The sequence below is a fragment of the Actinoplanes sp. NPDC049316 genome, assembly GCF_040677315.1.
Lineage (GTDB): Bacteria > Actinomycetota > Actinomycetes > Mycobacteriales > Micromonosporaceae > Actinoplanes.
This window is the reverse complement of record NZ_JBFAQM010000037.1, coordinates 1-25,905: the sequence shown is the minus strand read 5'-3', so window position 1 is coordinate 25,905 and position 25,905 is coordinate 1. Positions and strand designations below refer to the sequence as shown.

The window sequence follows — 25,905 nt, the reverse complement described above, 5'->3', positions numbered from 1 at the left end:
CGACGAAAGGAGGCCGATCGTGGTCGAGGCCGGGTTCACCCACCACGGCGTGACGCGGGTACGCCGCGTGTGGCTCCGCATCTTCCTGACCGGGCTCGCCTTCTGGGTGGCCGCCGTTGTGATCATTTTCGTGACCGGCAATCCCAACCTGATCCCGACCGTGGTGCTGCTCGGCAGTTTCCTGGTGCCGGTGACCTTCGTCGCGTGGGCCTTCGAACGCCGCGAGACCGGAGAGATGACCGCCGGACTGATCTTCTCGACGTTCGTCACCGGCGGCGTTCTCGGCGTCCTGGGCGCCTCCGTGCTCGAGTCCTTCCTGTTGCACCCGTCGCCGTGGTTGTTCTTCGGCGTCGGGTTGATCGAGGAGGCGGTCAAGCTCGGCGCGCTGATGATGCTGACCCGCCACCTGCGCACCAGGTCACTCCGGGACGGGATGATCCTCGGCGCCACCGTCGGCTTCGGGTTCGCCGCCTTCGAGTCCGCAGGTTACGCCTTCACCGCGCTCTTCTCGGTCGACGGACTGTCGCTGGTCCAACTGGTGCAGACCGAGTTGTTGCGCGGGCTGCTGGCGCCGGTCGGGCATGGCCTGTGGACCGCGATCCTGGGCGGTGTGCTGTTCGCTGCGTCCGAGCGCGAGCGCTTCAGGATCACCGCGAAGGTGCTTGTCGCGTACCTCGGCGTGTCGATTCTGCACGGTCTGTGGGATTCGATGCACAGCATCGCCCTCTACCTGACCCTGGTGCTGACCGAGGGAGAGCAGTTCGTTGCCACGCCGCACGGGTGGCTCGTCGAGCCGAGCACCGACCAGGTCAACATCTTCACCGCCATGGAGTGGGGCGGCCTCGCCCTCGTCTCGATCATCGGGGTCGCCTGGCTGCTGGTCCTGTGGCGCAGGACGCCGCGACCGGTTCGCCTGGCGTGGGCGACCGCCCGGCCGCCGGTCGTACCAGCCGTGGGTTCATGAGAGGGGACGACCATGCCGGTATTCGGTGTCGCGAAGTTCGAGCGCTTCTTCCGGGCCGCAGCGGAACTCGACGTCGACAAGGACGATCTCAAACGATACAGCGAATTCGTCGAACGCAAGCTGTACGGGCTGTTGCTGATCGCGCAGGCCACGGCGGGGGCGAACGCCAGGGACATCGTCGAGCCCTCGGATCTGCCCGTCACCAAGGGGCTGCAGGAGAGCATGCACGCATTCCGCAAGCTCGACGAGGAGATCGAGCTGGAGCCGATCCTCGGCCGGTTGACGGCGTACCCGCCGCTCGACCGTGCGCTGAGCCAGGAGACCGAGGCGCGCCTGCCGGCTGTTGTCGGCGGGCTCAGCATCGCACTCGCCCGGACCTTCCGGGAGATCGATCCCGGCGTGAAGAACCCGCAGTCCCAGCACTGGGAGCGGGTCTTCCACATCTTCGACATGTTGATCTGACGGAAGGCGAGCCGATGACCGACGTGGCAGCCATGCTCAGCGCCTACCCGGCGAAGCGGCCGCAAGTGGACGAGAACATGCTGGTCATCTGCATCCAGGAGGCTCTCAACTGCGCCCAGGCGTGTACCTCCTGCGCCGACGCCTGTTCGGCGGACCCGTCCGCGGCGCACCTGGCCCGGTGCGGCGGCGCCGCACTCAATTGCGCCGACATGGCGACGGCGGTGGCGCGGGTGTTGTCCAGATCCACTCCGTACGAACCGTCCGTGGCCGCAGCGGCTCTGCGGGCTCTCGACGAGGCATGCCGGGCGTGCTACGAGGAGTGCCGGAAGCACGCCTTGGACATGGAGGCCTGTCAGATCTGCGGCGAGGCGTGCCGCCGTTGCGGGCAAGCGTGCCAGCGCCTTCTTCGAGACGGTGAACCGTGAGCGACACCTCGAACGGACCTTCTCTGCGTCCCGTCGTGGCCGTACCGTGGGCCGGTTCGGCGCGCACATGTCTCGAGCCGTGACCGAAGCGGCGGTGCCGGTCTCAGGGTGGGCGCCGCTGCGGCGGCCGGTCTTTCGTGCCCTGTGGCTTGCGCAGTTCGTGGCCAACACGGGCACCTGGATGCAGACCATCGGTGCGCAGTGGCTGATGGGCGACCTCGGTGGCGGTGCGCTGGCGACGGCGCTCGTCCAGGCCGCCTCCACGCTGCCGGTGTTCGTGCTCGTCGTGCCCTTCGGCGCGCTGGGCGACATCCTGGACCGGCGGCGGCTGTTGCTGACCGGACAGGCGCTGATGTGCGGGGGAGCCGCCGGGCTCACCGCTGCCACCGCCTTCGGCCGGACCACCCCGCCGCTGCTGCTCGGGCTGATCGCCGTCATGGGCGTGGGTCAGGCGTTGTCGGTGCCGTCGTTCCAGGCCATCCAGCCGGAACTGGTCAGCCGCCCCGAGGTGCCGCAGGCCGCGGTGCTGAACGGCGCCAACTTCAACGTGGCGCGGGCGGTCGGTCCCGCGGTGGGTGGCCTGCTGATTGCCGCCGCCGGCCCGGCTGCCACCTTCGCCTTCAACACGATGTCCTTCGTCGGCGTCCTGGTGGTGCTGTACCGGTGGAAGCGGCCGCCGGACCACCGCCCACTGGGCGCCGAACACGTCCTCGCGGCGACCCGGGCCGGCGTGCGCTACATCCTGAACGCTCCCCGATTCGCCACCGTTCTCGTGCGGTCGGCGCTGTTCATGATTTTCGCCAGCGGTCTGTGGGCGTTGTTGCCGGCCGTCGCCCGGGGGCCGCTGGGGCTCGGCCCCGATGGGTACGGCGTCCTGCTGGCCGGCATCGGCATCGGGGCGGTGGCCGGGGCCTTCGTGGTCGGCCGCCTTCGCGAGATGTTCGGCGCGAACACGCTGGTGACCGTGTCCACGGCGGTCTACGGGATGTCCATGGTGGTGATCGGCACCCAGCAGCGGCCGGGGCCGGTGCTGCCGGCGCTGACGATCGCCGGTGCGTCCTGGATCGGGGCGCAGTCCACTCTCAACGCCACCGCCCAGACATTGCTGCCGGCCTGGACCCGCGCTCGCGCCCTGGCCTACTTCCAGCTCGTCTTCATGGGCGGGCAGGCATTCGGGGCGCTCGGCTGGGGCGTGCTGGCGAGCTTGGCCGGGTTGCGCGCCGCCTTCGTCGTGCCAGGCGTTGCACTGCTGGCGGTGTCCGCGGTGACCGTCCGCAGGCTTCGCCTGCCCCGGAAGTCGCTGGACCTGAGCCGTAAGCCGTTCTGGCCGGAGCCGGCTGTCGGTCCGGAGTCGGACTCCAGCGTCGGTCCGGTGCTGGTCGAGGTGCGGTGGCGGGTCGCGGAGCCGGACGCGGAGGCCTTCGTCGAGGCCATGCACCACGTGAGCCGCTCCCGGAAAAGGACCGGGGCCACGCTGTGGGGCCTGTTCCGGGACGTGGCCGACCCCTCCGTGTACGTGGAGACGTTCACCGTGGCGACGTGGCACGAGCATGTGCGCCAGCACCTGGAACGCGGCACGGCATGGGACTGGGAACTGGAGGCGGCGGCCCGGTCGCTGACCATGGACGGCGCCGAGCCGGTGGTCCGGCACCTGATCTGGGCGTACGCGCTGCGACTGTCGCCGGATCGATGATCTGCCCGGTCGCAGCGGCGGTGGCATGGGCAATGCTGCCAATCGACGGCGACCGCTGGAGACGGTAACTCTGAAGAGACGCGATGCCGGTGTCGGGTTGCCAGTACCGCAACAGAGGAAACGACAAGAGCTCGAGGCGGATCATGACGGATACCCTGAATCCCGGCAGCGCGAGCGCGCCGATCTCCCAGGTCGTGGAGGGGATGCGCGTTCTCGACGCCGCCGGCACGGAGGTCGGCAAGGTGGAGCTCGTCAAGCTCGGCGATCCGGAGGCGATCACCACGGCGGGCGAGGAGACGGACAACGGTGAGCCGCGGGTGGCGGGCGAGATACGGGCGCGGCTTCTCCGTCTCGGCTTCATCAAGGTCGACCGCAAGGGCTTCCTCAAACCCGACGGGTACGTCGCCGCGGATGAGATCGACCGTGTGCAGGACGGTGCCGTCCACCTGACGGTCACCGACAAGGACATGCTGACGAAAGCCGACGGCTGAGCCGTGACCGTCTCCTCCGACCCGCACGTCGTCATGATCCGGCCGGTCGTCCCGCAGACCCCGGAAGGCTGCGCCGAATGCCTGCGGCTGGGTAGTCCGTGGGTGCACCTGCGGCTGTGTCTGACCTGCGGGCATGTCGGCTGCTGCGACTCGTCACCGATGCGGCACGCGCGGGCGCACGCGCATACCGTGGGTCATCCGATCGTCCAGTCCTTCGAGCCGGGGGAGGACTGGCGCTGGTGCTTCGTGGACGAGGCGATGGTGTGACGTGAACGACGGAAGGCCGCCCGTTCCGCAGAGCGCTTGCTGACCTCCACCCAGCCGGTCAGCGCCGTCACCCGTTCCCGACGGCAACGCCGATCTGGCACGGCGCCTGCCGTCCGGAGAGATGCGCGCCGAGCCTCAGGAGAAGCCGGCGAGCGCGTCGCGGACGCGGTCCGCGGTCTGTGCCACGGCCCGCGGCTCGGCCGCCGCGGCGTGCCGCGGGCCGGCGTCGGCGGCGGCCGCCGCCTCGGCCGCGCGGACCGCCCGGCCCATCTCCCTGCGCTCCTGCACCGGCAGGCTCCTGCGGATGTGCGGGAACTCGTCATGTTCCTCGCGGCGGGAGTGGGCGGTCACCATGTCGCGCAGGCCGCCGATCGTGTCGTCGAGGTGGCCGTGGGTGGCGGCGCGCACAACGTAGGACAGCGCGTCGCTGATCTCGCTCTCCTCCTCGAGGAGACGGTCGGCCACATGGTCGTCCGGGTGCAGTCGCCGGACGAGCGGGTGGATCATCTGCTCCTCGGCGATCTCGTGCGCCGCGATCAACTGCGCCAGCTCACCGAGCGCCATGCGGGCCTCTTCTCCGGCGGACCCGGCCGCACGGCCGAACAGCCGGTTCATCCGAGTATGGTGCGCGGTCAGCAGGTCCAGCACGTCCTGTGCAGGGTCCGGGCGCATCCGGTCCCGGTCGCGACGGCGCGCGGGGCGGCTGTCTCCCGGCCGGTCCGGCGCGTGAGCCCAGACCAGCGGCCGGTCGGTTCGCAGGGTCACGGGCTCGGGCAGGCCCTCGCCGATCACCTCCTGGGGGTCACGACCGCGATGGCGCCGTAGCAGATCCGACGCCACGTGCAGATGCGCCAGCTGCATCTGCAGATGCAGTTCCCACATCGGCCGTAGCCGCCGGTCGTCCTCTTCGGCCGCGAACGCGTAGTAGAGGTAACAGCTCGCCGACTCGTGCACGACCAATGCTTCCCAGCCATCCCCGCGGATGTCGAGCTGTTGCGCGCCTGCCCATCGGTCGGCCGCGTGCACCATCCAGTCGTGCAGCAGCGACAGCGGCCGCGTCACCGGGACGGCGGGTGTCCGGCCGCCGACCGGCGCGGTGGCCTCGGGCGGCCTTGAGCCGTACATCTCGTCAGCCATCTGAGCGACCCAGGGGACCTGTGCGCGGTCGCCGGACTCGGCGTAGCGGCGCAGCCGTGCCAGGTGCTGCCACGCGTGCTGCTGGTACGCCGACGACCGGTCCGGCTCGAGCTCGTTGCGGGCCGCCCAGCCAGTCATGTCGAAAGCCGCCCGTTCACGGTCGATCGCGTGCTCCGCCGCGCCGTGGACGGGTGCCCGTACCGCCGCTATGTGCCGTCGCCGTGCGGCGGTCGCGTCGCCCAGGCTGTTCACCGACCGGCGTGCGTCGGCGTCCTGGACGTGGTTCGCGAACCGCCGGTCGAAATGCTCGGCATTCGCTTCGACCGCCGCCATCACGCTGATCCGGCGAAGGGTGAACGGGTCGGTCGCGCGCGCGTCGACCGGTTCGACGTCGAATTCGTGCCAATGCCGGCCATGGTGGTCGACCGGGATTCCGGGGTGGTCCAGCGGATCAAACACGAGATCTCCTCCGCGTCGCGGATGTAGCCGGACCCGTGCCGCTTCCGGTGGGTCTGCCGCCGACATCGTCGCGTCGGTGCGGGCGAGAACGGGTCACCTGGAGTGGGTGGTTCCGGCCGATGAGGGACGCTTCCCCGTGGCTGCTGAGGGACGCCATCGGCTCGCCACCACCTTTCAGGAGGTGACGACCCCCCAGCGGTTCCTCCTGCCGCACACGCAGTCCTGACGCACCAGGGCTCGGGCCGCCGCGGCGGTCACTCGTCGTCGGCGGATTCACCTCCGCCAGGTGAGCTGACATCACCTCGGGACTTCGTAGCGTCCGCGGTGATGCAGAAGAGAGAGGTAACCGCGATGGCGGAACTGGCATTCATCGACAAGGTGGCCGAGCGGGCCGGTGTGCCCGAGGACACTGCCCGGCTGCTCACCGAGGGCACTCTGCTCACCCTCGCGGCCCGGATCAGCGGCGGCGAGGCCGACGATCTGGTCGAACACGTACCGGACCAGCTCCGGCCCTATCTGATCAAGCCGACCGAGCCGGCCGAGCCGTTCTCGTACGACGAGTTCATGCGCCGGGTCGCCGAACACGCCGGGGTGGACCGGGCGACCGCTGAGCGGGGCGTGGCGGCAGTGCTCTCGGCTCTGCACGAGACGGTCGGGCACAAGGAGTTCACCGACGCGATGGCCCAACTGCCGAGGGAATTCGGCCGGCTCGTGGCGACGGCGTAGGCGGGAAGCCGAACGGGCCTGTGCGGGCCTGCACCGCGCGAAGGAAGGTTCGGTGATCCCCAATCCCATTGCGAGAACGTCTCATAACAGACCCAGTTCACGGGCCAGCCGGACCGCCTCTTTGCGCCGGCCGGCGCCCAGCTTGCGGTAGATGTTCTTCACGTGGGTCTTGACCGTGTTGACCGAGATGGACAGCACCGCCGCGATCTCGACATGCGACAGTGTGCCCTGCAGATACCGCAGCACGGTCCGTTCCCGGCTGGTCAACGGTTCCACCGGAGGGCCGGCAATGGCGGCGCCAGCGCCCTGATGCAACCGCAGGTGCGTTCCGGAGGCGTCCGCGACCAGCGGGTCCATGGTGGCCGCGAGCGCAGCGACCACCGGCGGATACGCTGACATCGCGGGCCCCACCGACTCGATCAGCGCCTGCACCGCGTGCCCGCCGGCGATGAAGCAGCGCCGGTGCCCTTCCTCGTCGGCCACCTTCAGCGCGACCCCGAGACCGTGCATGACCTGGTCCCGGTGTCCGGTCGCCTTCCCGGCCAGCGCGGCGACGAGACCCGCGCGGGCCCGGCTGGTCAGAGACGTGCCGGGATCGGCGCGGGTCAGGTACGGCGCGACGACGGTGCCCGCCGCGGCCGCCCGGCCCTCGGCCAGCAGGACGGATCCCTCGACGACCGCGGCCTGGGCCGGTAACGGCTCCGCGTCCGGCCAGGACGTCAGGCGCCGATGGGCGGCGGCGGGGTCGCCGCACGCGAGCCGCAGTTCCGCCTCCGCGAGGGCGAGGGCGCGCCGGGCCGGCGCCGGTAGGTCCGCGACGGCGGACTCCTGGTAGGCGGCCCGCAGCGCGTCGTGTGCCTCGGACAGCCGGCCGGTAGCCACCTGGATGCGGGTCTGCAGGATGGTCCCGGCGAGGTGGATCAGCCGGTCGCCGCAGGCGCCGTCCAGGGCCGCGGCGGCGCAGCACCAGGCGTCGTCGAGCCGGTCCCACTGGAAGTACGCCTCGGCCAGCGCCAGCCTGCTCCAGCTCAGGTCGGTCAGCTGCTCGAGACCCAGCCGTCCGCCCAGTTCGAGCGCCTCCCGGGCGGTCCGGACCGCGTCGTGCAGGTGGCCGAGCTCCGCGTACCAGGCCGCGAGATGACTGGTGGCGCTGACCTGGACGTGATCGAGGTCGCGCCGGCGGGCAAGGATCAGTGCCTCGCCGAGACACCGGCCCGCCTCGGTCAGCTGGCCGAGGTGCAGCCTGGCAGTGCCCAGAGCCAGCAGGGCGAGCGGCCGCAGCCGATGCGCCGCGGAGGACTGCGGAACCGGTTCGGCCAAGACCTCGGCGGCCGTCGCGCACACGCGGTGCAGGTGACCGTCGAGTCTCGCGGTGGCCAGCCGGAAGGCCGTCATGATGGACGCTGCGGGCTCGCCCTCGTGCGCGCCGGTCTCGGCCAGGTGCAGCAGATGCCGGGCAGAGGTGGTGTCGCGGGCGTCGAGCCGTTCCGCCGCCATCGCGAGGACCACGTGTGCCGGCGCGTCGGGCCCGGGCACGGAGGTGACGATGGGGTCCACGTCGAGCCGGCGGCTGCCGACCGCGATGTCGGGCCAGTGGCTACGCAGCATGTCGGCGGCCGGCTCCCATTCGCCGGCCGCGAGCAGATGCCGCAACGCCTCCACCGGGGGTCCCTGAATCAGATGCCAGGCGGCCGCCCGGCGGTGCGCCCGGCCGGCTCGGTCGCGGTCGTGCCGGGTGAGTTCCCGGTACAGAACCCGGCTGAGCATCGGATGCAGCCGATACGAATCGCTCGGGCTGGGAATCCGGCGAATGAACGCGCCCTGCCGCTGCAGGTCGGCCAGGACGGCGGCGCCGTTGACGCCGTCGGAGAGCATGTCGAGCAGACCGGCGGTGAGCCGCTCGGCGACCGAGGCCTCCACAAGCATGCGACGCACCTGGGGATCAAGCCGGGCCAGCACCTCGGCGCCGAGATAGTCGGCGATGAGGTCGATCGCCGGGGTGTCCAACGGCGCTTGCGCCCGGTCGGCATGGTGTGTCAGAGCGCCGGCGGCGAGCCGGAGACCGGTGGCCCAGCCTTCCAGCCGGGCGTGCAGGTCCGCGAGGGCCAGGCGAGGCAGCGCCACCTGGTGGCCCGCGAACAGGTCGGCCGCCTCGTCGATGGAGAAGGCGAGTTCGTCCTCCTCGAGCGTGAGGAGCTCCCGGTCCATCCGCCACCGGTGCAGGGGCAGCGCCGGAGTGCCGCGGCATGCCAGCACCAGCCGCACCGGCCTGGGGCTGGTCCGCACGACCTGCGCCAGGTCCGCCAGCGCGCCCGGGCCGGCACCGTCGTTGCAGTCGTCAACCACGATCGCCAGCGGTGACGACGTGGATCCGAGTATTCTGGCGAGCGCGGCCGGGCCGTCCGAGGGTTTCGCTGCGTTCGCCGTCCCGGCCAGGGTTGTGGCACTGGTGCCGACTGCGGTCGTCACCCGGTGCCAGAATCCGGCGGTGCCGCCACCGGCCACCCACACAGCACGGCCTCGTTGCCGCTGTGCCCACGACGCCAGCAGAGTTGTCTTTCCCCAGCCGGCCGGCGCGGACACGACGGTGAGGCGGGCGTGCCGGGCGTCGAGACGGGACAGCAGGCGCGGCCGGGCGACGTGGTGCAGCTGCCGGCCGAGTGCGGGGGCGCCGGCCGGACCGGCGTCGAGTGCCGGGGAGTCCGTCAGTGGGCATGGGCTCCACTCGTCGATCGGTGCTTCCTCGATCATCGGCATCCGAGCGGCCCTCACCCACGTCGCGGCGGTACGTCCCTCCTGATCTCACCAACTCGGCCGATGGGGTGTCGATTGGCAGGACTACCGATCAGGCCGCTGAGACGCCGTGTCAGCTTCGCCGCGCGGGTCCGGAGCCCTCGGGTCCGGGTGGGCATTTCTGCCAATACCGACCCGGGGGAACCGCCGCGTGTAATGGGGGCGGGGAGCGCAGGAGTCCACGATGAGGGGGAGTAATGAAGGCTGTGGTTTATGAGGGTCCGCGACAGGTCAGCGTCAAGGAGGTGCCGGACGCGCGGATCGAGCGGCCGACCGATGTGCTCGTGCGGATCACGTCGGCGAACATCTGCGGCTCGGACCTGCACATGTACGAGGGCCGGACCGATTTCGAGCCGGGTCGCTGGTTCGGGCACGAGAACCTGGGCCAGGTGGTCGAGGTGGGCGATGGGGTCGACAAGGTCAAGGTGGGGGAGTACGTCGTCCTGCCGTTCAACATCGCGTGCGGGCATTGCAAGAACTGCGAGCGTCAGCTGACGAACTACTGCCTGACCGCCCAGCCGGACCCGAAGATGGCGGGCGCCGCGTACGGCTTCGCCGACATGGGCCCGTACGGCGGGGGACAGGCCGAGCTGCTGCGCGTGCCGTGGGGTGACTTCAACTGCCTGCGGCTGGGGGAGGACGCCGAGCAACGCCAGACCGACTACGTGATGCTCGCCGACATCTTCCCGACCGGCTACCACGCCACCGAGATGGCCGGCGTGCAACCCGGGGACCAGACGGTCATCTACGGCGCCGGCCCGGTCGGGCTGATGGCCGCCCTCTCGGCGACCATCCGAGGGGCGAGCAAGGTGATGGTCGTCGACCGGCATCCCGACCGGCTGCGGTTGGCCGAGTCCATCGGCGCGATCGCCATCGACGACTCGAAGGTCGACCCGGTGCAGGCGGTGCTGGACGAGACGATGGGGCTGGGCGCGGACAACGGCTGCGAGTGCGTCGGCTATCAGGCGCACGAGCCCGACGGTCAGGAGAAGGCCAACCTGACGATGAACCGGCTGGTCGCCTCGGTCCGCTTCACCGGGAAGATCGGCAACGTCGGCGTCTTCGTGCCCCAGGACCCCGGGGCGAGCGACGAGCTGGCGAAGCAGGGCAAGCTCGCCTTCGACTACGGGATGTTCTGGTTCAAGGGCCAGCACATCGGCAGCGGCCAGGCGCCGGTCAAGAGGTACAACCGGCAGCTGCGCGACCTGATCGCCGGCGGCAAGGCCGAGCCGTCGTTCATCGTCAGCCACGAGCTGCCCTTGGACCGGGCGCCGGAGGCCTACGAGCATTTCGACAAGCGCGACGACGGGTGGACGAAGGTCGTCCTGCACCCGGCGATGGCGGGCGCGTGACATGGCTGCGACGCTGCACGGACGGGCCTGGCGGCCTGGCTCGCTGCCGACCGCTCGCGACTGCCCGGCGTCACCCGGTTGATCTCCTCCGCGAGATCCAACGCGGCCGCAAGCAATTCCGTCACGACCTGCGCCTCCTCACGAGGACCGGTGAGTAGCAGCGAGACCCCTGGTCGAAGTCTGGGGTCACGGCGGTAGCACGGGTGGTCATCCAGGCGTTGTCCGACATCAACCGCTGGTTTCGGCCAACCTGACGTCGAAGCGCCGGTCCGGCAGGCGGTTGATCAATTGGGCGAGCGCTTCGGGTGCGAGTGCTGGGCTCCACAGGAAGCCCTGGGCCGCCCAGCAACCGAGGGTCTGCAGCAGCGTGAGTTGTTCGATGGTTTCCACACCTTCGGCGACCGTGGACAGCCCCATCGAGCGGGCCAGTTCGATGATCGAGGCGGTGATCGCCAGCGAGTCGGCGTCGACGGTGATGTGGCGAATGAAGCTGCGGTCGATTTTCAACGTCGCAACCGGTAGACGATTGAGGTGTGCGAGTGAGCTGTATCCGGTGCCGAAGTCGTCGATCGCGGTTTTGATGCCGCGTGTTCGCAGCCGTTCGAGTAGTTCGCGGGTCTGGTCGGCGTTTTCCATCAGGGCGCTCTCGGTGATCTCGAGTACCAGTTCGTGGGGCGCGAGTTCATCGCCGGAAACCGCGGACAGGACGTCGGCTTCGAGATCGGCGTCCACGAGGTGCCGGACGGAGATGTTCACGGCGATCCGGGGCAGGGCGGGCATGAGACTGCGCAGCAGGCCGGCATCGCGGCGGGCACGGTGCAGCGCCCACCGGTTGAGGGCGGAGGCTAATCCGCCGGTCTCGGCAACCTCGACGAACCGCTGCGGGGACATCTGTCCGCGAATGGGGTGTGACCACCGTGCAATGGCCTCCAGGCCGACCGGCACCCCGGTCGCAAGCTCCACCACCGGTTGGAAATGCAGTGCCAACTCGTCGCGGGCAAGCGCGTCGCGCAGATCGTTACCCAGCGTCAGCCGGTCGGCAGCGTCCTCTGCGAGCGTCATGTCGAAGAGCTGCAGCCGGCCGGGGCCACCGGCCTTGGCCGCGTACATGGCAGCGTCGGCGAAGCGGAGCAGGTCCGGTGCGGAGTGTGGCGGTGAGACTGCGATGCCCATGCTGGCCCGGACGTAGGCTCGCCGGCCGTCGAGGTCGAACGGGTCGGCGAGTGCCTTCTGCAGCTGTTCTGCGACGCCCTGCGCGGAGGGCTGGTCGGTGTCCTCGCAGACGACGACGAACTCGTCGCCACCGAATCGGGCGACTGTATCCGCATCCCGCGCCGCCTCGGTCAACCGTCTGGCGACCTGCATGAGGAGCCGGTCGCCGGCCGCGTGTCCCCAAGAGTCGTTGATGAGCTTGAACTGATCGAGGTCAGCGAAGATGACCGCGACCGGGCTGTTGCCGGTGCGGGCTGCGCGAGTGAGCGCCTGGTCGATCCGGTCGCTGAGCAGGGTCCGGTTGGCCAGACCGGTGAGCTCGTCGCGCAGCGCCTGCCGGCGCAGTTCCTCCTGCGCCTCGACCCGGGCGGTGACGTCGCGGCCGGTGCAGGCGATGCCGGCGATGTCCGGGTCGTCGAGGCAGTTGGTGACCACGTTCTCCACCCATCGCCATGCCCCGGTTGCGTCGCGGCCACGGAACACGACGGTTTCGCTGGCGCCGGGGGAGCCGACGGTCCTGCGACTGCGCGACGAGGGCGAGATCGACGACACGGTCCTGCGGCGTGTACAGGCCCGGCTCGACATCGAGGATCTGCGCTTGTCCGACCACGACCTGGTGGAGTGACGTCCTCTATCACCGGCGCAGCCCCGGCCGACTGAACAGCACCATCCTTGGCGGCCGTTTTAACCGCTGACAGCTGGCACCGGAGGTGACCCCGGGCGAGTTCGCTCACGGCCTCATCGTCGGCCCCAACCCGGCCGTGCTCGCGACTCGCCGGAAACTACGTCACCTCGGCTTTCGAGGCTCCCGTACCCATCACGAGCAACTCACGATGCAGCAGCGATTGCGGCATGGTCTCCGCCGCTCCCGTGCTGCCTTTGGAGCTCATACCAGGCACCTTGCGAAATCTCAGGCGGCCAGAGGGCAGCCAGGATCGACGACTTCGCTGCGCCCAGGTCCCCCGATCGGGCGACCGAGGCCGGTCGACAACGGTTGAGCAGGCGAACGGCCGGCACCCGAATGCGCTGATCAACAGTCCTCGGCCCAGGCCCGCGACGAACGCAGCGCGCCGGGTAACCGAGGTGACAGACCGCCCCTGCCCATGTGAATGTCGATCGTCAGCGGGCAGACCGACGATCAGGGACGGGACACCACACTAATGCAGCAGCACGGCGACGCGGCCGAAGGCTTCATGCCGTACGAGTTCTCGCCCACCCACGCGAGCTTCGCGGTCGACATCATCGACCGGGCTCTCAGCGCCAGCGCCGACAGCTGGACTGCCGCTGCGGCGGTCAGTGCGGCACCCGCCGGCGACGAGCTCGGTGATCTCACTGCGCTACGGCGCGAACTGTGCCGCGCCTTGACGTACTCGCTGCACCTCGGGCTCGGCGACGAGGAACCCGGCTGCGAACTTAACACCGACGGCAACGACCTGCTCCCCGCGGTCCGGGACCTGCCCGACCCGGTCATCCTGCTGTGGCGCGCCGTCGCTGACGGCGTCACGCAACCGGCGGCGATCGCCCGCTTCGCGGATCTGCTCTGGTGCCGCCGTGACCAACGAGCCGGCCTGCACGCCGGCCGCGCCGCACGTGCCTACCTCCAGCTCGCCGACACCGCCGACATCGACATGGACACCATGGAGAACCTGCTGCGCGCCTGGACCCTCGCGCGCCGCATCAGCGACACCGACCTCGATGGGCAGACCCGCGACCGGCTCGCGCAGATCGCCCGCGACACCCTCACCGACCGGCCCGGTGAACGCCCGGGCATCCTGCTGCCCGCCTTGGCGGCGCTGGCCCGTGGCCCGCTGCGGCCGAAGAAGGGCCCGCCACCGGCTGACCCGATCGACGTCGACGACCTTCTGTCGCGAGCCGCCGACACATGCCGGCGCGGCCGCGACGCTACTGCCGTCGCCCGCTACCGCCGTACTGGTGTGCAGGACTCCGCGGTGCTGGAGGCAATTGCCCGTGAGGAGGCTGCCGCCTACTTCCGCGACGCCGACGACGCCCCGCACCCGGCCGTACGGATGGCCCGGCTGACGGCCGCCGCACAGATCGCCCACGAGCGCGGCCTCGGCGACCTCGAACGCGACGCTGCCCGGCAGATGCAGAACATCGACCCGGCGTCGCTGGGCATGCGCACTTTCACCGCCTCCAGCACCGTGCCCGCGTACGTGGTCGAGCCGCTGCTGCACGGTTTCACCCGCCCCGACCGCTGGCAGCAAGCGATGGATGTCTTCCTGCACAGCGACTGCCCGACCGGCGACATCGCCAACCTGCGCGCCGAAGCCGCAGCCAACCACAGCCCCTTGAGCCGGATCCTGCGACCCGTCCGCTTCACCGGCGGCCTGCCTCGCGCCGCCGCCGACACCGACGCCGACCTCGAGAAGCAGGAGATGAGCTTCTACGCCGATGTCCTGGCCGAGAACCACGGACGTCTGCTCGCCACCGGACTGCGGCGCCTGGCCGACCGCTACGGCATCCCCGCCGAGGACGACCTGGTCGATTACCTGCTGACCCGCGGCGCCCGCGACGCCGCCCTGGTGCGCAGCCTGGCCAAGGCCCTGCGCCACTTCTGGCACCAGGACTTCGAGTCGGCGATCCACCTCGCCGTGCCCAAGGTGGAGACCGCGGCCCGCGCTCTACTCATCGAACTCGACGAAGGCATCTACCGCGCCGAATCCGCCAAGAGCGTCGGTGGCTATCCCGGCCTTTACGCTCTGCTGACCAATCTTGAAGCCCTCGCCCTCGACGAGTCCTGGGCGTTCTTCTTCAACTGGCTGCTTGCCGGGCCGTGGGGTGCGAACTTGCGCAACGACGTCTCCCACGGTCTGCCCGCGCCGATGACTGCTGCCCACGCCGCCCTGGTCCTGCGTGCCGTGTCTGTGCTGGCCATCGTCGCCGGCCCGGTAACTACCATCCGGCAGGACACCAGCCTGCGCCGCGACCGCGATGAGCTGATGGCGTTGCTCACCTCCTTGACACCCGCCACCAGCCCGGCCGGGCGGCGACTCAACCGCCTTGCCGGGCTCATCGAACGCGTCGCATGGCGGCTCCGACTGACTCAGGCCCGCCGTATGCAGCGCCGATCACCTCGTTCTCGTTGATCGACGCATCATCCATTCGCAGCTTGATCGACCGGCGGCAATCAGAAACGCCATCTGGGTGGGTCGCCGATCCTGCGGACTACCCGGGAGTCAGCTCAATGACTGTCCGCCGCACGCCAGCCTCGAGCAGCGCCTGCGCGCGGTGCTGGCCATTGTTGTAGCCCTCGGATGACGGCCACCGGGCGTCCGGGCGGATCGTGTCGACAAACAGCGACAGCAAGGCGTCGCGTTCCCACATGCTGAGGGCCTGCACGTCCGGATGACTCGTGACCCAGGTGGCGGTGTCGTCGAAAGTCACACCGGCCGCGCGGGCTTGTCTGGCCAGGCGCACCGCGAGGCGCGACACCGAGTGCCAGTCTCCGCCGTGATACCAGCAGCAGCCACGGCCGCCGCGCCGCGGCACGAGCTGCCGGCCGAGGCGACGCCACCACGGCACCCCGCTCGCCATGCAACCCTGCTCCCGGAACGGCTGAGGCCAGGGGAGCAGGACCACCAGCGCCGACGCGTACACCGGCTCCGCCTCGGTTTCCGGCAGGGCCGGGACGAAGCCTTCGCCTCGCTTAAGTCGACCGGCCGGCCCACCAGCATGTCGACGTCGGCCGGGGTGACGGGCGTCCATCGGGGGTTGTGCAGGGCGTACTCGGCCGCTCCCGGGGTGAAATTCACCAATCTCAGGTGGCGCCGCTCACCCATGATCATGTGCTGGACCCAGATGGGCGGCCGGGAGTCGTCGGGGAAGTGACGGCGCCATACCTCGGCAGCGCAGTGCTCCGCCACATTCGTCAGGGACGCCCCGTCACCGGCGCCGGTCATCTGCGTCGCGACGGCGACGGGACGGGCACGCGATGCGGTGAACAGCTGCAACCGGAACGTCGCCCGCCGGCCGGTGCCAGGCGGAAGCCGGAACATGTGCTCGTCGCTGATGCGCTGCCGGGGCGAGCTCAGGTCGGCCAGCATCGCGGCCCGCTTGGCTGACGCGTCGGAAGGCATTCCAGAACGGTAGCGGCGTTGGCCGGCTCGAGCGATGCCCGCGGCGTACCGAAGGGCAATGGCTGTGACTGGTGTGCCCTGCCGCCGACGCGACCGAGCTTCGTCTCACCATCGGCGAACCCTTGCCTTACCGCGGCGGAGCCGTGGTGACCCCGAAGTCCGCACGACCGCGACGGGTCGCGCCGTCAGAGCCTTCGCAGTGGCCGGGCGGCCGACGACGACCAGCAAGCCGACGAACCAGCCGACGGGTAGGACGGCCGGTAACCCGCGGTCCGACGCCGGCTCCCAGAAACGGCATACGGACATCCAGGCCGACGAGCCGTGCTCGTTCGCCGTGAGGCAGGAGGTGGCCGTATACATCGAAGGTGGTCCTGATCGAGGCGTGGCCGAGCCGAAGCTGGATGGCGAGGAAGTCCCAGCCGGCAGCGATCAAATAGGCGACATGGGTGTGCCGTAGATCCTGCAACCGCGGCCGCCCCCGGAGCCGACTCGGACAATGGCAGGTCGACACGGCTCGCGGACCGCCCCACCCGGACGCCGCGGCGGCTGGTGGGTGTTGCGGACAGCGTTGAGCGGCGGTGACAGCAGGCTGCCAGTACCGCTGCCGCAAGGTGCCGGCCCGCCACGCTCCGCCACCGGGCGCAGTGAACACCAGGCCGTCCGGCAGCTTGCCCGCGATCAAACGGCCGAACATCGCTGCCACGGTCGGCGTCAGCGTCACCGTGCGCCGCGAACGCTGCGACTTCGGCTCCGTGAAGGCGCCGTCGCGACGCAGCGTCCGCACGACATGCAGCATCGGAGTGTGACCGAGGCGGACGTCTTGCGCGCGAAGGGCGAGCAGTTCGCCCAGCCGCAACCCTGTTCCCAGCAACGCGATCACCAAGTGATGGATTGCCCCGGGACAGTGCCGCAGGAGAATGCCGGCCTGATCGGCGTCGAGGACGCAAGCGGGACGCGGGGTGACGCGGGGCAGGCCGTTACTGCGCCGACCGGGCGGACAGCGCATCGGGTTGTCGAGGCGCAGGTACGGCACCGCGTCACCCATCACCTGGCTCAGCACCACCCAGTGCTTACGCACCCCGGCTGGCATCAGCTCCCGCGACAAGGCGGCCTTCCACGGGTCCAGATGCTCGTGCCGGGTGATCTCGCCGACCGGCAGATCGCCGAGGTGCGTGGCGACGCGTCCGCGCAGGATCCGCGCGTACTCGGCGTGGGTGGTGGCGGCGACGTCGACCTTCAGGGCCAGCCACCGGTCGATCCACTCGCGCAGTAGCACTGTGGGCGGTCGCGCCAGCGTTCGCGACGAACTCGGGTCGATCGCCGCATACACCTGAGCTCTGCTCACGTGGGCGCCGTGCGCCTCGACGTACTGCTTGGCGGCGACGGCTTTGACGGTGGAGGGGCCGGAAAACGTGCAGCATTGCTGCCGTCGTCCCGCTGCCCGCCATCGGACGCAGAACGAATTTCCTCGTGCATGGATAGAAGCCATTAGTCGACCTTGACGCGCACCAGGCAGGGGCGGTGTAAGCCGAACGGGGAGGCTCCTCCTCACGAGTGGCATGACTTCGACACCCATTATCCTAGGATGGTTTAGGCGATGCGAGCTGCAGCATGAGGTCGCACACGACGATGGACATGTGGACTGGTGTCGATCCTCTCCGCGTGCGCCCTGCCTCGAAGGTCTCGGGCAAGCAACAGGTCGTTCCGTTTCTCTCGCCCGTTCCCAAAGTCACCCGGCAGCCTCCACCGTTGCCGGCAACGTTGGCAGCGTGACGGCTATGAGTGCTGACTTCGACGTCCCCGCAGATCGAGGATCCGGCCGGGCACGGACCAACGAGCCGGCCGAATACCTGGGCACGACGCGAGTCAACGGCCTGGCCGTGCAGCACTGGAAGACGCGAGCCGGGATCATCGCGCTGGTATGGAACACCCACGACGGCCCGCCGACCTCCGACGCCGAGCTGGGGGAGAAGCTGGGTGCGGTCGGGGTTAGCGCTGCCCTGCGGGCCATGCCGCACTTCGGCGTCGGCGGGCCCGCCCTGCACCAGGTGTCCGTCCCGGGTGTCGCCGACGCGCCGGAGGTGGCCTGGGACCAACTGGCCGAGGCATTGGGTCAGCCACTGCCGTACTGGCCGATCCCGCTGCAGCAACGCCAGCTGATCGACGCCTGGCAGCCCGGCCGACCAACCGTGCAGGCACTGGCCGTCGACCCGGAGATGGACTTGGACGTGCTGCTGCGCCTCGCCGCGCTCTACGACAGCGATCACCCGGCCGCGCAGGTGCTCTCCAGGCTGTTCCGTACGGTGACATGGCGTGAGTCCCAGGCCGCCACCCAGATGATCGCCATGGCCGAGAGCATGACTTTCGACGGCACGATAGTGATCGCAGCCCTACCGATACCGGTGCCACGCGTCCACCCCGATGAGCTGCCGGAGACGGTACGCAGAGCAGGATGGCTGGAAATCCTCGCACGCGCCGACGTGCTCGCCGATGCCTGCGTGGAGCAGCTGGTGCGCTGGGACGGCGGCCGAGACTGCCCCTTCGGCGCGCCGGTCGACCTCGCTCCCGGTGACCCGATCAGCGACGAGGTCATCGACCGTCTCGAACCCACTGCCCGCACGGCCGCGTTCCGATTCCTCGACGCGCCACCGGACGCTGAAACCCTGGTAGATCCGGCCACCGACGCCCCGGCCATTCGCGTAGCCGGCAAGGACGGCCAGCGCATCCGGATCGCGGTCAGCCAGTGGCTTCCCACGACATCGCCGCTGGCCGAACTGGTGCTCGGCGATCCGATCTGGATCCGGACCGCCGACGGCACCGTCTACCCGGCACCACAAGATCCGAGGTGGGGCCTCGGATGGGGGTATGCCGGCAACGGGCCCGGCGCACTCGCGTTACTGATCCATCGGCTGCTGGACGACATCACGGCACGAGCCGCCGACGACACGCGCGGGGCGCCGGAGGGCCTCGAACGGCTCCTTTCCACCGACCTGCCCCCGGGAACCCGTCTCTCTCGGTCCCAACTTGAAGCTGCCCGTGCCAGCAGCTGACCACCGAGAAATGCCAGCTTCAGGCGTGAACCTGTATCACCTTGCTTGTGGGAGATTCCGCGAACGACAACCTCGGAGGAGGAGGACGCTCGACCTAACTGAAATCCGAGCGGACTCCAGCGAAAAGTCACATCAGAGACGACCTTGCCGCTTCAACAGCCAGACCGGCAATAGTCCGCCATGCCGAGCGACGTGCGTACACAGCCTGCGCTTGCTGTACCCGCCTTCAACCCCGTTACCAATCGCCGCCCAGAACGCCTTGGACGAATTCGCATGTCCGCTGCCGGTGTGCCAGAGCACCCCGGGGTGCTCCATGCGCAGGGCACGAAGAGCGGCAGCAGCGATGCCGCTGCGCTGGTATCGCTCTATGGTGTGCGGCTTGTCGACCCATCCGATCCGGCAATGAGGGCAAACGACGTACTCCACGACGAACGCCATACCGCCGTTGAGGTTGGCTTGCCGGCATCGCCAGCCGAAGTACCGACCGGAGTCGGTGTCCAGCCAGGGACTGTTCAACATCGGCAGTTGTCCGGTGGTGTATCTCGGCCGCCGGTCGATGCGCCCGCGGGTGAGGTTGTACACCGCGGTCCAGACCGGCTCCCGGCGAGGCCAGCGAACGACATGGGTGGCCGCTTGCTCCCGCAGTCGCCGCAGTTCACGCTCAAGATCGACCTTCACGCTGCCCGGCCTCCTGCAGCCCGAGCTAGCCGTTTCAGCGCCCAACCCGGCAACACGCCACCTTGATGAGCGACATGCCGGCACAGTTCCTGTGAGCTGTAGCCGCCGGGAACGCCGGTACCGACGGCTGCCCAGAAAGCTTTCGAGTCGGGCATGAGCGAGCTTGCGGCGTACCAGGCCGTCACCTCGGGATGATCGACGCGAAGAGCTTGAAAGCCGGCCGTAGCCAATCCGCTGCGCTGATATCGCTCATCGGTATAGGGCCGGTCGACCCAGCCGATCGCGCAGCGCCGGCACACGATGTACTCCACGACGAACGCTTCGTCGCCGCGCAGGTTCGCCTGCCGGCACCGCCACCCGAAGTACCGGCCGGAGTCAGTGTCCTGCCACGGGCTGTTCAACCTGGGCAGGTCCCCAAGGGTGGGCCGGGGCCTGCGGTCAATACGGCCGCGTGTCAGGTGGTACAGCATCGTCTTGATCGGCGTCCGCAAAGACCATCGGACGACGTGCGTCGTCGCCTGCTCGCGTAGCTGCCGCAGTTCACGGTCAAGATCCGCATCCACTCTGTGTTCGTCTCCTGAATTCCATAGGACGCACTGTCCGGCCCGTGGAATCGCGGGCGAGGCTGCTCGCCAAGCGGTCTATGGCAGATCACCCGCGGTGCAAACGGTCGGTCTCATCGTCGATGATGCGTTGCTGGTCGACAGCACCCACCTCGTAATCGACCAGCCGCGGGTCGGTTGCGGCGCCGGAAGCTCGTTTGGCGTCGCTGTCGTGCGCGTACGCCCGGAACAGCTTGCGTTTGTCGTACAGCAGCTCTTCGAGCCGCTCGTCGACCGAGTTCTTGGCCAACAGCCGGTGGACTCGCACCATCCGCGCTTGCCCCATCCGGTAGGCCCGCCGGATCGCCTGTTCCTCCGTCGACGGTTTGAGCTGCGGCTCGGCGATCACGACCACCGAAGCGGCCTGAATGTTGACGCCCTGGCCGATCGCCTCGATCTGCCCGATCAGCACGAGGTGCCCGTCATGAGCGGTGAACCGCTCGATCTCCACGTGCCGGCGTGCCGCTGGAACCTCGCCGGTCAGCACAATCTGCGGTGAACCGGCGAGCGCCGCCGAGATCGCGTCGATCACGTGCCGGAACTGGGAGAAGATGATGACTTTCCAGCCGTCGTCGGCGGATTCGGCGACGATCTCCCGCAGCCGGACGATCTTCGCGGGCACGCCTCGTCCGGCCATGGCGTATGCGGCCCGCCGCATGTCCGGGAAATGCCGCCGGGCGACCGCATCGGCATACACGCGAGCTTCCGCGGGCTCCATCTCGACCCAGTCGTCGCTTTCCGCCAACTCGGGCAGCTCTTGCAGCACGTCTTCCTGGTTGCGGCGCAGATACACCGCCGCGACCCGTTGCCGGAACCGCACCGGATCGACGAACAGCTTCTCGTTCGGAATCAGCCGGTCCGCTAGCACCGGGTCGAGATACCGGACCAGGTTGCGGAACTCGCTCACCCGGTTCTCCATCGGTGTCCCGGTCAGCAGCAACACCCGCCCCGCGCGCCGGGCGAGCGCACCGACCTGCCGGGATTGTTCCGTCGAAGGGTTTTTGATCTTGTGCGCCTCGTCTACGACCAGCAGATCGAAACGGAACCCGGCCGGCAGGACCAGGGTGCTGAGCATCCGGTACGTCGTCACGGCGACACCCCCGCGGGCGGCCCACGTCTGCAACGTTGCCTGCCGGCCCGGACCGTGAATCCGCACGGCCGGCAGCCGGCTGTGGGTGTCGATCTCGACGAGCCAGTTCACCAGCACGCTTGCAGGCGCGACGACCAGAGTGGTCAAAGGGCCGCGGCGAGCCAGATGCGCCATCACCGCGATCGCCTCGATCGTCTTCCCCAAGCCCATCTCGTCACCCAGGATCGCGCCGGGACGCGACAACACGTACCGGGCACCGAACACCTGGTAGGCGCGTAACCGGACGGTCAGCAGTGTGACATCCAGGTCGATTTGCTCGGCGGCGTCCGCCACCGCCTGCGGCACGTGACCGGTCTCCGCCGCTGCTGTGCCTGTCTCACCACGCACTATCGCCAGGAAGCTCTGATACACGGCGGCCGCCTGGCTGAAGTCGCGCCACACCACCGCCTCCGGCGCCCGCCGCGCCTCGTCGTGGACAGCGCGCAGATCAGCGAAAGCGGCATCCACCGCCGCGGCGTCCGGGCCGTCGACCAGCGCGGCGAGCACGCCGATTGCCTGCTGGTCGCGGTCCTTGGTGGCCGGCGCTGCGAAGGTGCGGCGCAGCCAACCGCGTCCTCGGCTCGCGTCCGCGACCGCTGCCGGTAACCCGCGGACCAGCCGCTGCCGGGACTCGTCAGCTGCGGTAACGATCCGCGCCGCGGTCACCAATTCCCGCAGACCCCGCAGCAGCGCGGTATGCGCCGGCGTCGGACGGCTCGCGTCCAGCCGGACCACCGTCTCCTCGGCAACCGAAGCCCGCGCCGAGCTCGCTGCCTGCATGATCGTCGCAACCGACGGTCCTCCCAGCCCGGGAACGGCCCGGAGGCGATGCTCGCCCGCAGTCCACACCGCCCAGACCGACTGATAGCCGTTCGTTGTCAGCGCCTTCTGCCCAGGCAAGCGCCCATCGACGAACCCCCGTAACTCGGCCACCGGCATGGCCTCGAGGCGTTGTCGCACCAGCGCCTCCCACAGCTTCGCGTACTCGCGCCGCAACTCCACGACCAAGTCGCCCGGGACGTCATCGAGGCGCTGCGCATCGCGGTACAGGCCCTCGCCGGCGGCAACGATTTGCCGGGCGGCTCGACGGTCGAAGAACACAGCCGGTGGTTCCGGCCGGGCGCTGGCCGCGTTCACCGACGACTCCGCACGACGCCGTACGACATCACAACACGCTGCATGATCAGTCGTTCTCGATCCTGATCACCAGAGCGCTGCCGTCCTCACCGACCGAGAACGCATCCCCCGGTGGCCGGCGGCGCCGCTGCGTCCACCACCGGTGCAGCCAACCGGCGTTACGCAAGTATCGATTGAGGTTCCCGTCGGCCAGCTGCCGATAAAGATGGCTTTCCAGCCCGCGGAACACCGCCAGGGTACGGCCATCACCCATCTGCATCCGCTGGGTGTGCCCCAGCAGCGTCGGGCCGCCCTGAGCGAAACGGATTCGATCGTTGGTCGACATCGGCCACGAGTCGAAGTCATCCAACGGTTCCTGCTGCATGCCCAACTGGCGGGCGGTCGCGTAGCCAGAGGCAGAGGCGTTGTTCCCGGCATACGCCAGCATCCCCGCGGCTGTCGTCGAGCTAAGCACCTGAGTGAACCAGCGCCGCTCCGATGCCGGAATCTGGTAGGGAGGTGGCGTTCCCAGTAGCTGTTGGCCGCCACCATCGGGGGTCGGCGTTTCATCGGATTCCGTGGAGCCGTCACCCGGTGACGGGACGGGGGGATCGAGCCACCGGCCCGGCAGCCACTGCTTCTCCTCCGGCATCTGAGACAACATGGCCTGGAGATCTTCCACGTCCCCGGACCACAACTCGTCATCCCCGGGGGGATCGAAGACGTACGACTGAATACCGGTCTCCTTGAGCCGTGACGCAACCATCAACCCGTACAGCGGCTCAGTGCCGACAACCACCGTACGAACCTGCAACGTCGCATCCGCGAGCTGCTTCTTGACCTCCCGCATCCGCAGGTGAGTCCCCTTGCACTCCAGCACCGTCACATGCACCGCTACACCGGGCGCGCCACGCTCGTAGCCGACCAGGAAGTAATCCGGCCGCTTCTTCGTCGCAGGCCGGTTGCGGACCTCACCCGGCATCCCCTTGATGTACCCAGCTCTCAACGCGACGTCGGCGTCAACGACGTGGTAATCCAATAGTGGGTGCAGCTGTCGGAGCACGGCTCGTGCGACCACCAGCGCCAGGCCGATACCCAACTGCTCCGACTGCGCCACCTTGTGGTGATGCACGACCGACTGCGCCGCATCCGGGGTCAGCGCCAACATGCCACCACGGGCGCGCATGGTCGCGCAGTAGCGGACATGCGCCCAAAGCTGAGCCACAGGAAGAAGCCGCGACCGGCTGACGAACGTGGTCGCCACGCCCAGCTCCCGCAGGATATCGGCGGGGCTTGTCGTCAGCGGAGAGCTTACGACCACCGGGCTTGGGGCCTTGAGATAGCTGATGCTGCCCCTCGTCCTCGGCTTCTTCTCAGCAATGACCTGCACCTCAGAGGCCAGATCCTCCCGCGACTCCACTGGCAGCTTGGAAGTGGTGCGTAGCCGCTGCAGTACCCGCTCGATGTCCACGCCAGGTGTGGTGGGGATGATTCTCGAACGTCGATGCGGCACGTAGCTCACAGTAGCCAGACAAGTGCTCTTCGTGGAAGTGAGTGAATGTTCGTCCGCAGCCACCCAACTCGGGTCCCGACCGTCGCCGTCAGCCCCTCTCCCGAGACGAGGCTCGACAGGAAAGCATCACGGCGCCGCAGATCGCGCAGTGCGTGAGACAGTGGCAGGCATGAGTCCCGCGGAGCCGGCTGCCGAAGAGCCACGCGGAACCGGGAAACGCGGCGAAATCTCCGAAACCGTCAAACGCGCGCTGTACGCGATGAGCAACGGCACCTGCTACGCGCCCGACTGCATCCAACCCGCGTTCCTCGACACGGGAGCCGGCGGCCCACGGATGAACGTCGAGGTCGCCCACATCTACGGCGTCAAACGTAACGCCCCGCGATTCCGCGAAGACCTCACCGACCGCGAACGCGACGACTGGCGCCACCTTCTCCTGCTCTGCAAGGCCCACCATAACGCCGTCGACGACCCCACCAACGGTGCGCGGCTCTACCCCGCTGAAACGCTGCTGACGTGGAAGAACGACAAAGAAGTAGCCATCTTCGGCATCCTGACGGGAACGGTCACGCAGGAATCCATGGAACGTTCGCTGGCCAAGTACTTCGAGGACCCCAGCGAACGCCTCGCGTCCCTGATCGACCGTCTCGAAACGGTCGTCGATGAGGCCGACAGCACCGGGCGCATCAGCAAGAACGCCGTCCAAGAGCTGCGGCTGGTCGTTTCCATGCTGTCCGAGACCGACGCCTACCGCCTCGCCGCCTCCGCCCGTGCACTGAACGCGGCCGCAGATACCCATGCATCGCTGCACTTGAAAGCCGCCGCTTCGGAACTGTCCGACGCCGCAGCGGCCCTCAGAGCGCTGAAGCTCAGCGAAAAGGCAGCTCAACTGCGCGCCGCTGCCGACGACGTCGGTCGCAGCACCCGCAGGCTCCCCGACCGATGACATGGTGGCGCTTCGCTGGGCTTGCCGGGGAGCGCGCGGGCGCGACCAAGTCGGCTGCCATCATCGGATGATGGCCGATCGGACGAACATGGTGCAGCTGCGCGAGGTTGTGAGCAACGTCCTCCACGACATCTGCCAGAACGTCAGCCATCAACGACTGGACGGCGAGCTGATCCGGTTCGGCCTGCCTGCCTCTTCGGCCGGCGAGTCGAAAGCCGAACGGGCCGAGAGCAGCATCGCCATGATGACCGTCGAGCAGCTCCCCGGCATCGCGCAGCGCCTGCTCGACGGCTACGAGTTCCTTGGCCCGTCGACCCGCAACCGGATCCAGGACCTGCTCTGGGCAGGCACCGGGTACCCGGTGCCCAAACGGATCCGCCGGGACATCGCCCGCAGGCTCCCGCTGGCCCACCTGGTTGATCACTCCGCGCGTTTCCGGGGCTTGCTCGACCACCTGTTCGTCCTCGACGACACCCCTCTGGCGGCGCTCGTTGGCCGTGACCGCAGCCTCGGCGGCCGCATCGACCAGCACGTCTTCAACAACGACGACTGGACCGCCGAGAAGCTCTTCGACGAACTCGGCGCAATCGACGCCTCGGACCGACGGTTCGCTCTGCTGCTGGAAGGCATGGTGTCCAGCGAGACGATTCCGGACGAGCAGGCGCAACGTGACGTGGTCGCCGCGATCAATCCGCCGCTAGGGCGTGTTTCATAACCACTCGCCGATGACGGTGATGGTCAGGACGGCCTGGAAGCGGACGGCTAACTTGTCGTAGCGGGTGGCAACACCGCG

General features: G+C 69.0%; 22 protein-coding genes. 13 read left to right on the top strand and 9 right to left on the bottom strand.

Going from position 1 to position 25,905, the window contains the following annotated elements:
* Positions 1-19 precede the first annotated feature (19 nt).
* From AB0K03_RS36045 to AB0K03_RS36020, 6 genes are all read left to right on the top strand, one after another.
* Complete coding sequence (locus AB0K03_RS36045; RefSeq protein WP_364694871.1) at positions 20-964, top strand: PrsW family glutamic-type intramembrane protease; 945 nt, start codon at positions 20-22, stop codon at positions 962-964.
* 12 nt (positions 965-976) lie between these two features.
* Positions 977-1,426 (top strand): DUF1931 family protein, encoded by a 450-nt coding sequence (locus AB0K03_RS36040; protein ID WP_364694868.1) that lies wholly within the window; start codon positions 977-979, stop codon positions 1,424-1,426.
* A gap of 14 nt (positions 1,427-1,440) precedes the next feature.
* Positions 1,441-1,851, top strand: a complete 411-nt coding sequence (locus tag AB0K03_RS36035) for a four-helix bundle copper-binding protein (RefSeq protein WP_364694865.1) — start codon at positions 1,441-1,443, stop codon at positions 1,849-1,851.
* Positions 1,852-1,918: 67 nt separating this feature from the next.
* Positions 1,919-3,544 (top strand): MFS transporter, encoded by a 1,626-nt coding sequence (locus tag AB0K03_RS36030; RefSeq protein ID WP_364694862.1) that lies wholly within the window; start codon positions 1,919-1,921, stop codon positions 3,542-3,544.
* 83 nt (positions 3,545-3,627) lie between these two features.
* Positions 3,628-4,035: a hypothetical protein gene (locus AB0K03_RS36025; RefSeq protein ID WP_364694859.1), complete on the top strand. Its 408-nt coding sequence runs from the start codon at positions 3,628-3,630 to the stop codon at positions 4,033-4,035.
* 3 nt (positions 4,036-4,038) lie between these two features.
* Positions 4,039-4,302, top strand: a complete 264-nt coding sequence (locus AB0K03_RS36020) for a UBP-type zinc finger domain-containing protein (RefSeq protein WP_364694856.1) — start codon at positions 4,039-4,041, stop codon at positions 4,300-4,302.
* 135 nt (positions 4,303-4,437) lie between these two features.
* Here AB0K03_RS36020 and AB0K03_RS36015 read toward each other — a convergent pair whose 3' ends face one another.
* Complete coding sequence (locus tag AB0K03_RS36015) at positions 4,438-5,898, bottom strand: hemerythrin domain-containing protein (protein WP_364694853.1); 1,461 nt, start codon at positions 5,896-5,898, stop codon at positions 4,438-4,440.
* A 351-nt stretch (positions 5,899-6,249) separates the two neighbouring features.
* On the opposite strand from AB0K03_RS36015, the gene AB0K03_RS36010 reads away from it, so the two are divergent.
* A complete protein-coding gene (locus AB0K03_RS36010; protein WP_364694850.1) occupies positions 6,250-6,624 on the top strand; it encodes a DUF2267 domain-containing protein in 375 nt (124 codons plus the stop codon).
* Positions 6,625-6,705: 81 nt separating this feature from the next.
* On the opposite strand, the gene AB0K03_RS36005 is transcribed toward AB0K03_RS36010, so the two are convergent.
* Complete coding sequence (locus AB0K03_RS36005; protein WP_364694847.1) at positions 6,706-9,375, bottom strand: LuxR C-terminal-related transcriptional regulator; 2,670 nt, start codon at positions 9,373-9,375, stop codon at positions 6,706-6,708.
* A gap of 239 nt (positions 9,376-9,614) precedes the next feature.
* Between AB0K03_RS36005 and AB0K03_RS36000 the strand changes: the two genes are divergently transcribed.
* Positions 9,615-10,769, top strand: a complete 1,155-nt coding sequence (locus AB0K03_RS36000; RefSeq protein ID WP_364694844.1) for a glutathione-independent formaldehyde dehydrogenase — start codon at positions 9,615-9,617, stop codon at positions 10,767-10,769.
* Between the two features lie 228 nt (positions 10,770-10,997).
* Here the strand turns inward: AB0K03_RS36000 and AB0K03_RS35995 are convergent, their stop codons facing one another.
* Positions 10,998-12,425: an EAL domain-containing protein gene (locus AB0K03_RS35995; RefSeq protein ID WP_364694841.1), complete on the bottom strand. Its 1,428-nt coding sequence runs from the start codon at positions 12,423-12,425 to the stop codon at positions 10,998-11,000.
* Between AB0K03_RS35995 and AB0K03_RS35990 the strand changes: the two genes are divergently transcribed.
* Entirely contained in the window at positions 12,409-12,606 is a 198-nt protein-coding gene (locus AB0K03_RS35990) for a hypothetical protein (protein WP_364694839.1), read from the top strand. The genes AB0K03_RS35995 and AB0K03_RS35990 overlap by 17 nt on opposite strands.
* A gap of 484 nt (positions 12,607-13,090) precedes the next feature.
* A complete protein-coding gene (locus tag AB0K03_RS35985) occupies positions 13,091-15,088 on the top strand; it encodes a DUF7380 domain-containing protein (RefSeq protein WP_364694836.1) in 1,998 nt (665 codons plus the stop codon).
* 79 nt (positions 15,089-15,167) lie between these two features.
* Here AB0K03_RS35985 and AB0K03_RS35980 read toward each other — a convergent pair whose 3' ends face one another.
* Both AB0K03_RS35980 and AB0K03_RS35975 read right to left on the bottom strand, forming a co-directional pair.
* Entirely contained in the window at positions 15,168-15,536 is a 369-nt protein-coding gene (locus tag AB0K03_RS35980; protein WP_364694833.1) for a hypothetical protein, read from the bottom strand.
* Between the two features lie 669 nt (positions 15,537-16,205).
* A complete protein-coding gene (locus AB0K03_RS35975; protein WP_364694830.1) occupies positions 16,206-17,567 on the bottom strand; it encodes a site-specific integrase in 1,362 nt (453 codons plus the stop codon).
* 148 nt (positions 17,568-17,715) lie between these two features.
* Here AB0K03_RS35975 and AB0K03_RS35970 point away from each other — a divergent pair, with 148 nt between their 5' ends.
* Positions 17,716-19,128: a hypothetical protein gene (locus AB0K03_RS35970; RefSeq protein ID WP_364694827.1), complete on the top strand. Its 1,413-nt coding sequence runs from the start codon at positions 17,716-17,718 to the stop codon at positions 19,126-19,128.
* A 132-nt stretch (positions 19,129-19,260) separates the two neighbouring features.
* Here the strand turns inward: AB0K03_RS35970 and AB0K03_RS35965 are convergent, their stop codons facing one another.
* The 4 genes from AB0K03_RS35965 to AB0K03_RS35950 form a co-directional block, all read right to left on the bottom strand.
* Entirely contained in the window at positions 19,261-19,806 is a 546-nt protein-coding gene (locus AB0K03_RS35965; RefSeq protein ID WP_364694824.1) for a hypothetical protein, read from the bottom strand.
* Positions 19,803-20,369, bottom strand: a complete 567-nt coding sequence (locus AB0K03_RS35960) for a hypothetical protein (protein WP_364694821.1) — start codon at positions 20,367-20,369, stop codon at positions 19,803-19,805. The genes AB0K03_RS35965 and AB0K03_RS35960 overlap by 4 nt, the downstream gene beginning before the upstream one ends.
* An 88-nt stretch (positions 20,370-20,457) precedes the next feature.
* Positions 20,458-22,674, bottom strand: a complete 2,217-nt coding sequence (locus AB0K03_RS35955; RefSeq protein WP_364694819.1) for a DEAD/DEAH box helicase — start codon at positions 22,672-22,674, stop codon at positions 20,458-20,460.
* A gap of 46 nt (positions 22,675-22,720) precedes the next feature.
* Positions 22,721-24,124: a hypothetical protein gene (locus AB0K03_RS35950; RefSeq protein ID WP_364694816.1), complete on the bottom strand. Its 1,404-nt coding sequence runs from the start codon at positions 24,122-24,124 to the stop codon at positions 22,721-22,723.
* 211 nt (positions 24,125-24,335) lie between these two features.
* Here AB0K03_RS35950 and AB0K03_RS35945 point away from each other — a divergent pair, with 211 nt between their 5' ends.
* Positions 24,336-25,112, top strand: coding sequence for a hypothetical protein (locus tag AB0K03_RS35945; protein ID WP_364694813.1), 777 nt, complete (start codon positions 24,336-24,338; stop codon positions 25,110-25,112).
* Positions 25,113-25,182: 70 nt separating this feature from the next.
* Positions 25,183-25,827 carry a hypothetical protein gene (locus AB0K03_RS35940; protein ID WP_364694810.1) on the top strand — a complete coding sequence of 215 codons (645 nt, stop codon included), beginning with the start codon at positions 25,183-25,185 and terminating at the stop codon, positions 25,825-25,827.
* Positions 25,828-25,905: the final 78 nt, after the last annotated feature.

Excerpts from the sequence above, each read along its gene's own strand:
- AB0K03_RS35985 (WP_364694836.1), top strand. The coding sequence starts at position 13,091 with ATGTCGATCGTCAGCGGGCAGACCGACGATCAGGGACGGGACACCACA.
- AB0K03_RS35975 (WP_364694830.1), bottom strand. The coding sequence starts at position 17,567 with ATGGCTTCTATCCATGCACGAGGAAATTCGTTCTGCGTCCGATGGCGG.
- AB0K03_RS36040 (WP_364694868.1), top strand. The coding sequence starts at position 977 with ATGCCGGTATTCGGTGTCGCGAAGTTCGAGCGCTTCTTCCGGGCCGCA.
- AB0K03_RS36030 (WP_364694862.1), top strand. The coding sequence starts at position 1,919 with ATGTCTCGAGCCGTGACCGAAGCGGCGGTGCCGGTCTCAGGGTGGGCG.
- AB0K03_RS35980 (WP_364694833.1), bottom strand. The coding sequence starts at position 15,536 with ATGGCGAGCGGGGTGCCGTGGTGGCGTCGCCTCGGCCGGCAGCTCGTG.
- AB0K03_RS36025 (WP_364694859.1), top strand. The coding sequence starts at position 3,628 with ATGCCGGTGTCGGGTTGCCAGTACCGCAACAGAGGAAACGACAAGAGC.
- AB0K03_RS36005 (WP_364694847.1), bottom strand. The coding sequence starts at position 9,375 with ATGATCGAGGAAGCACCGATCGACGAGTGGAGCCCATGCCCACTGACG.
- AB0K03_RS35945 (WP_364694813.1), top strand. The coding sequence starts at position 24,336 with ATGAGTCCCGCGGAGCCGGCTGCCGAAGAGCCACGCGGAACCGGGAAA.
- AB0K03_RS36010 (WP_364694850.1), top strand. The coding sequence starts at position 6,250 with ATGGCGGAACTGGCATTCATCGACAAGGTGGCCGAGCGGGCCGGTGTG.
- AB0K03_RS36000 (WP_364694844.1), top strand. The coding sequence starts at position 9,615 with ATGAAGGCTGTGGTTTATGAGGGTCCGCGACAGGTCAGCGTCAAGGAG.
- AB0K03_RS36035 (WP_364694865.1), top strand. The coding sequence starts at position 1,441 with ATGACCGACGTGGCAGCCATGCTCAGCGCCTACCCGGCGAAGCGGCCG.
- AB0K03_RS35940 (WP_364694810.1), top strand. The coding sequence starts at position 25,183 with ATGGCCGATCGGACGAACATGGTGCAGCTGCGCGAGGTTGTGAGCAAC.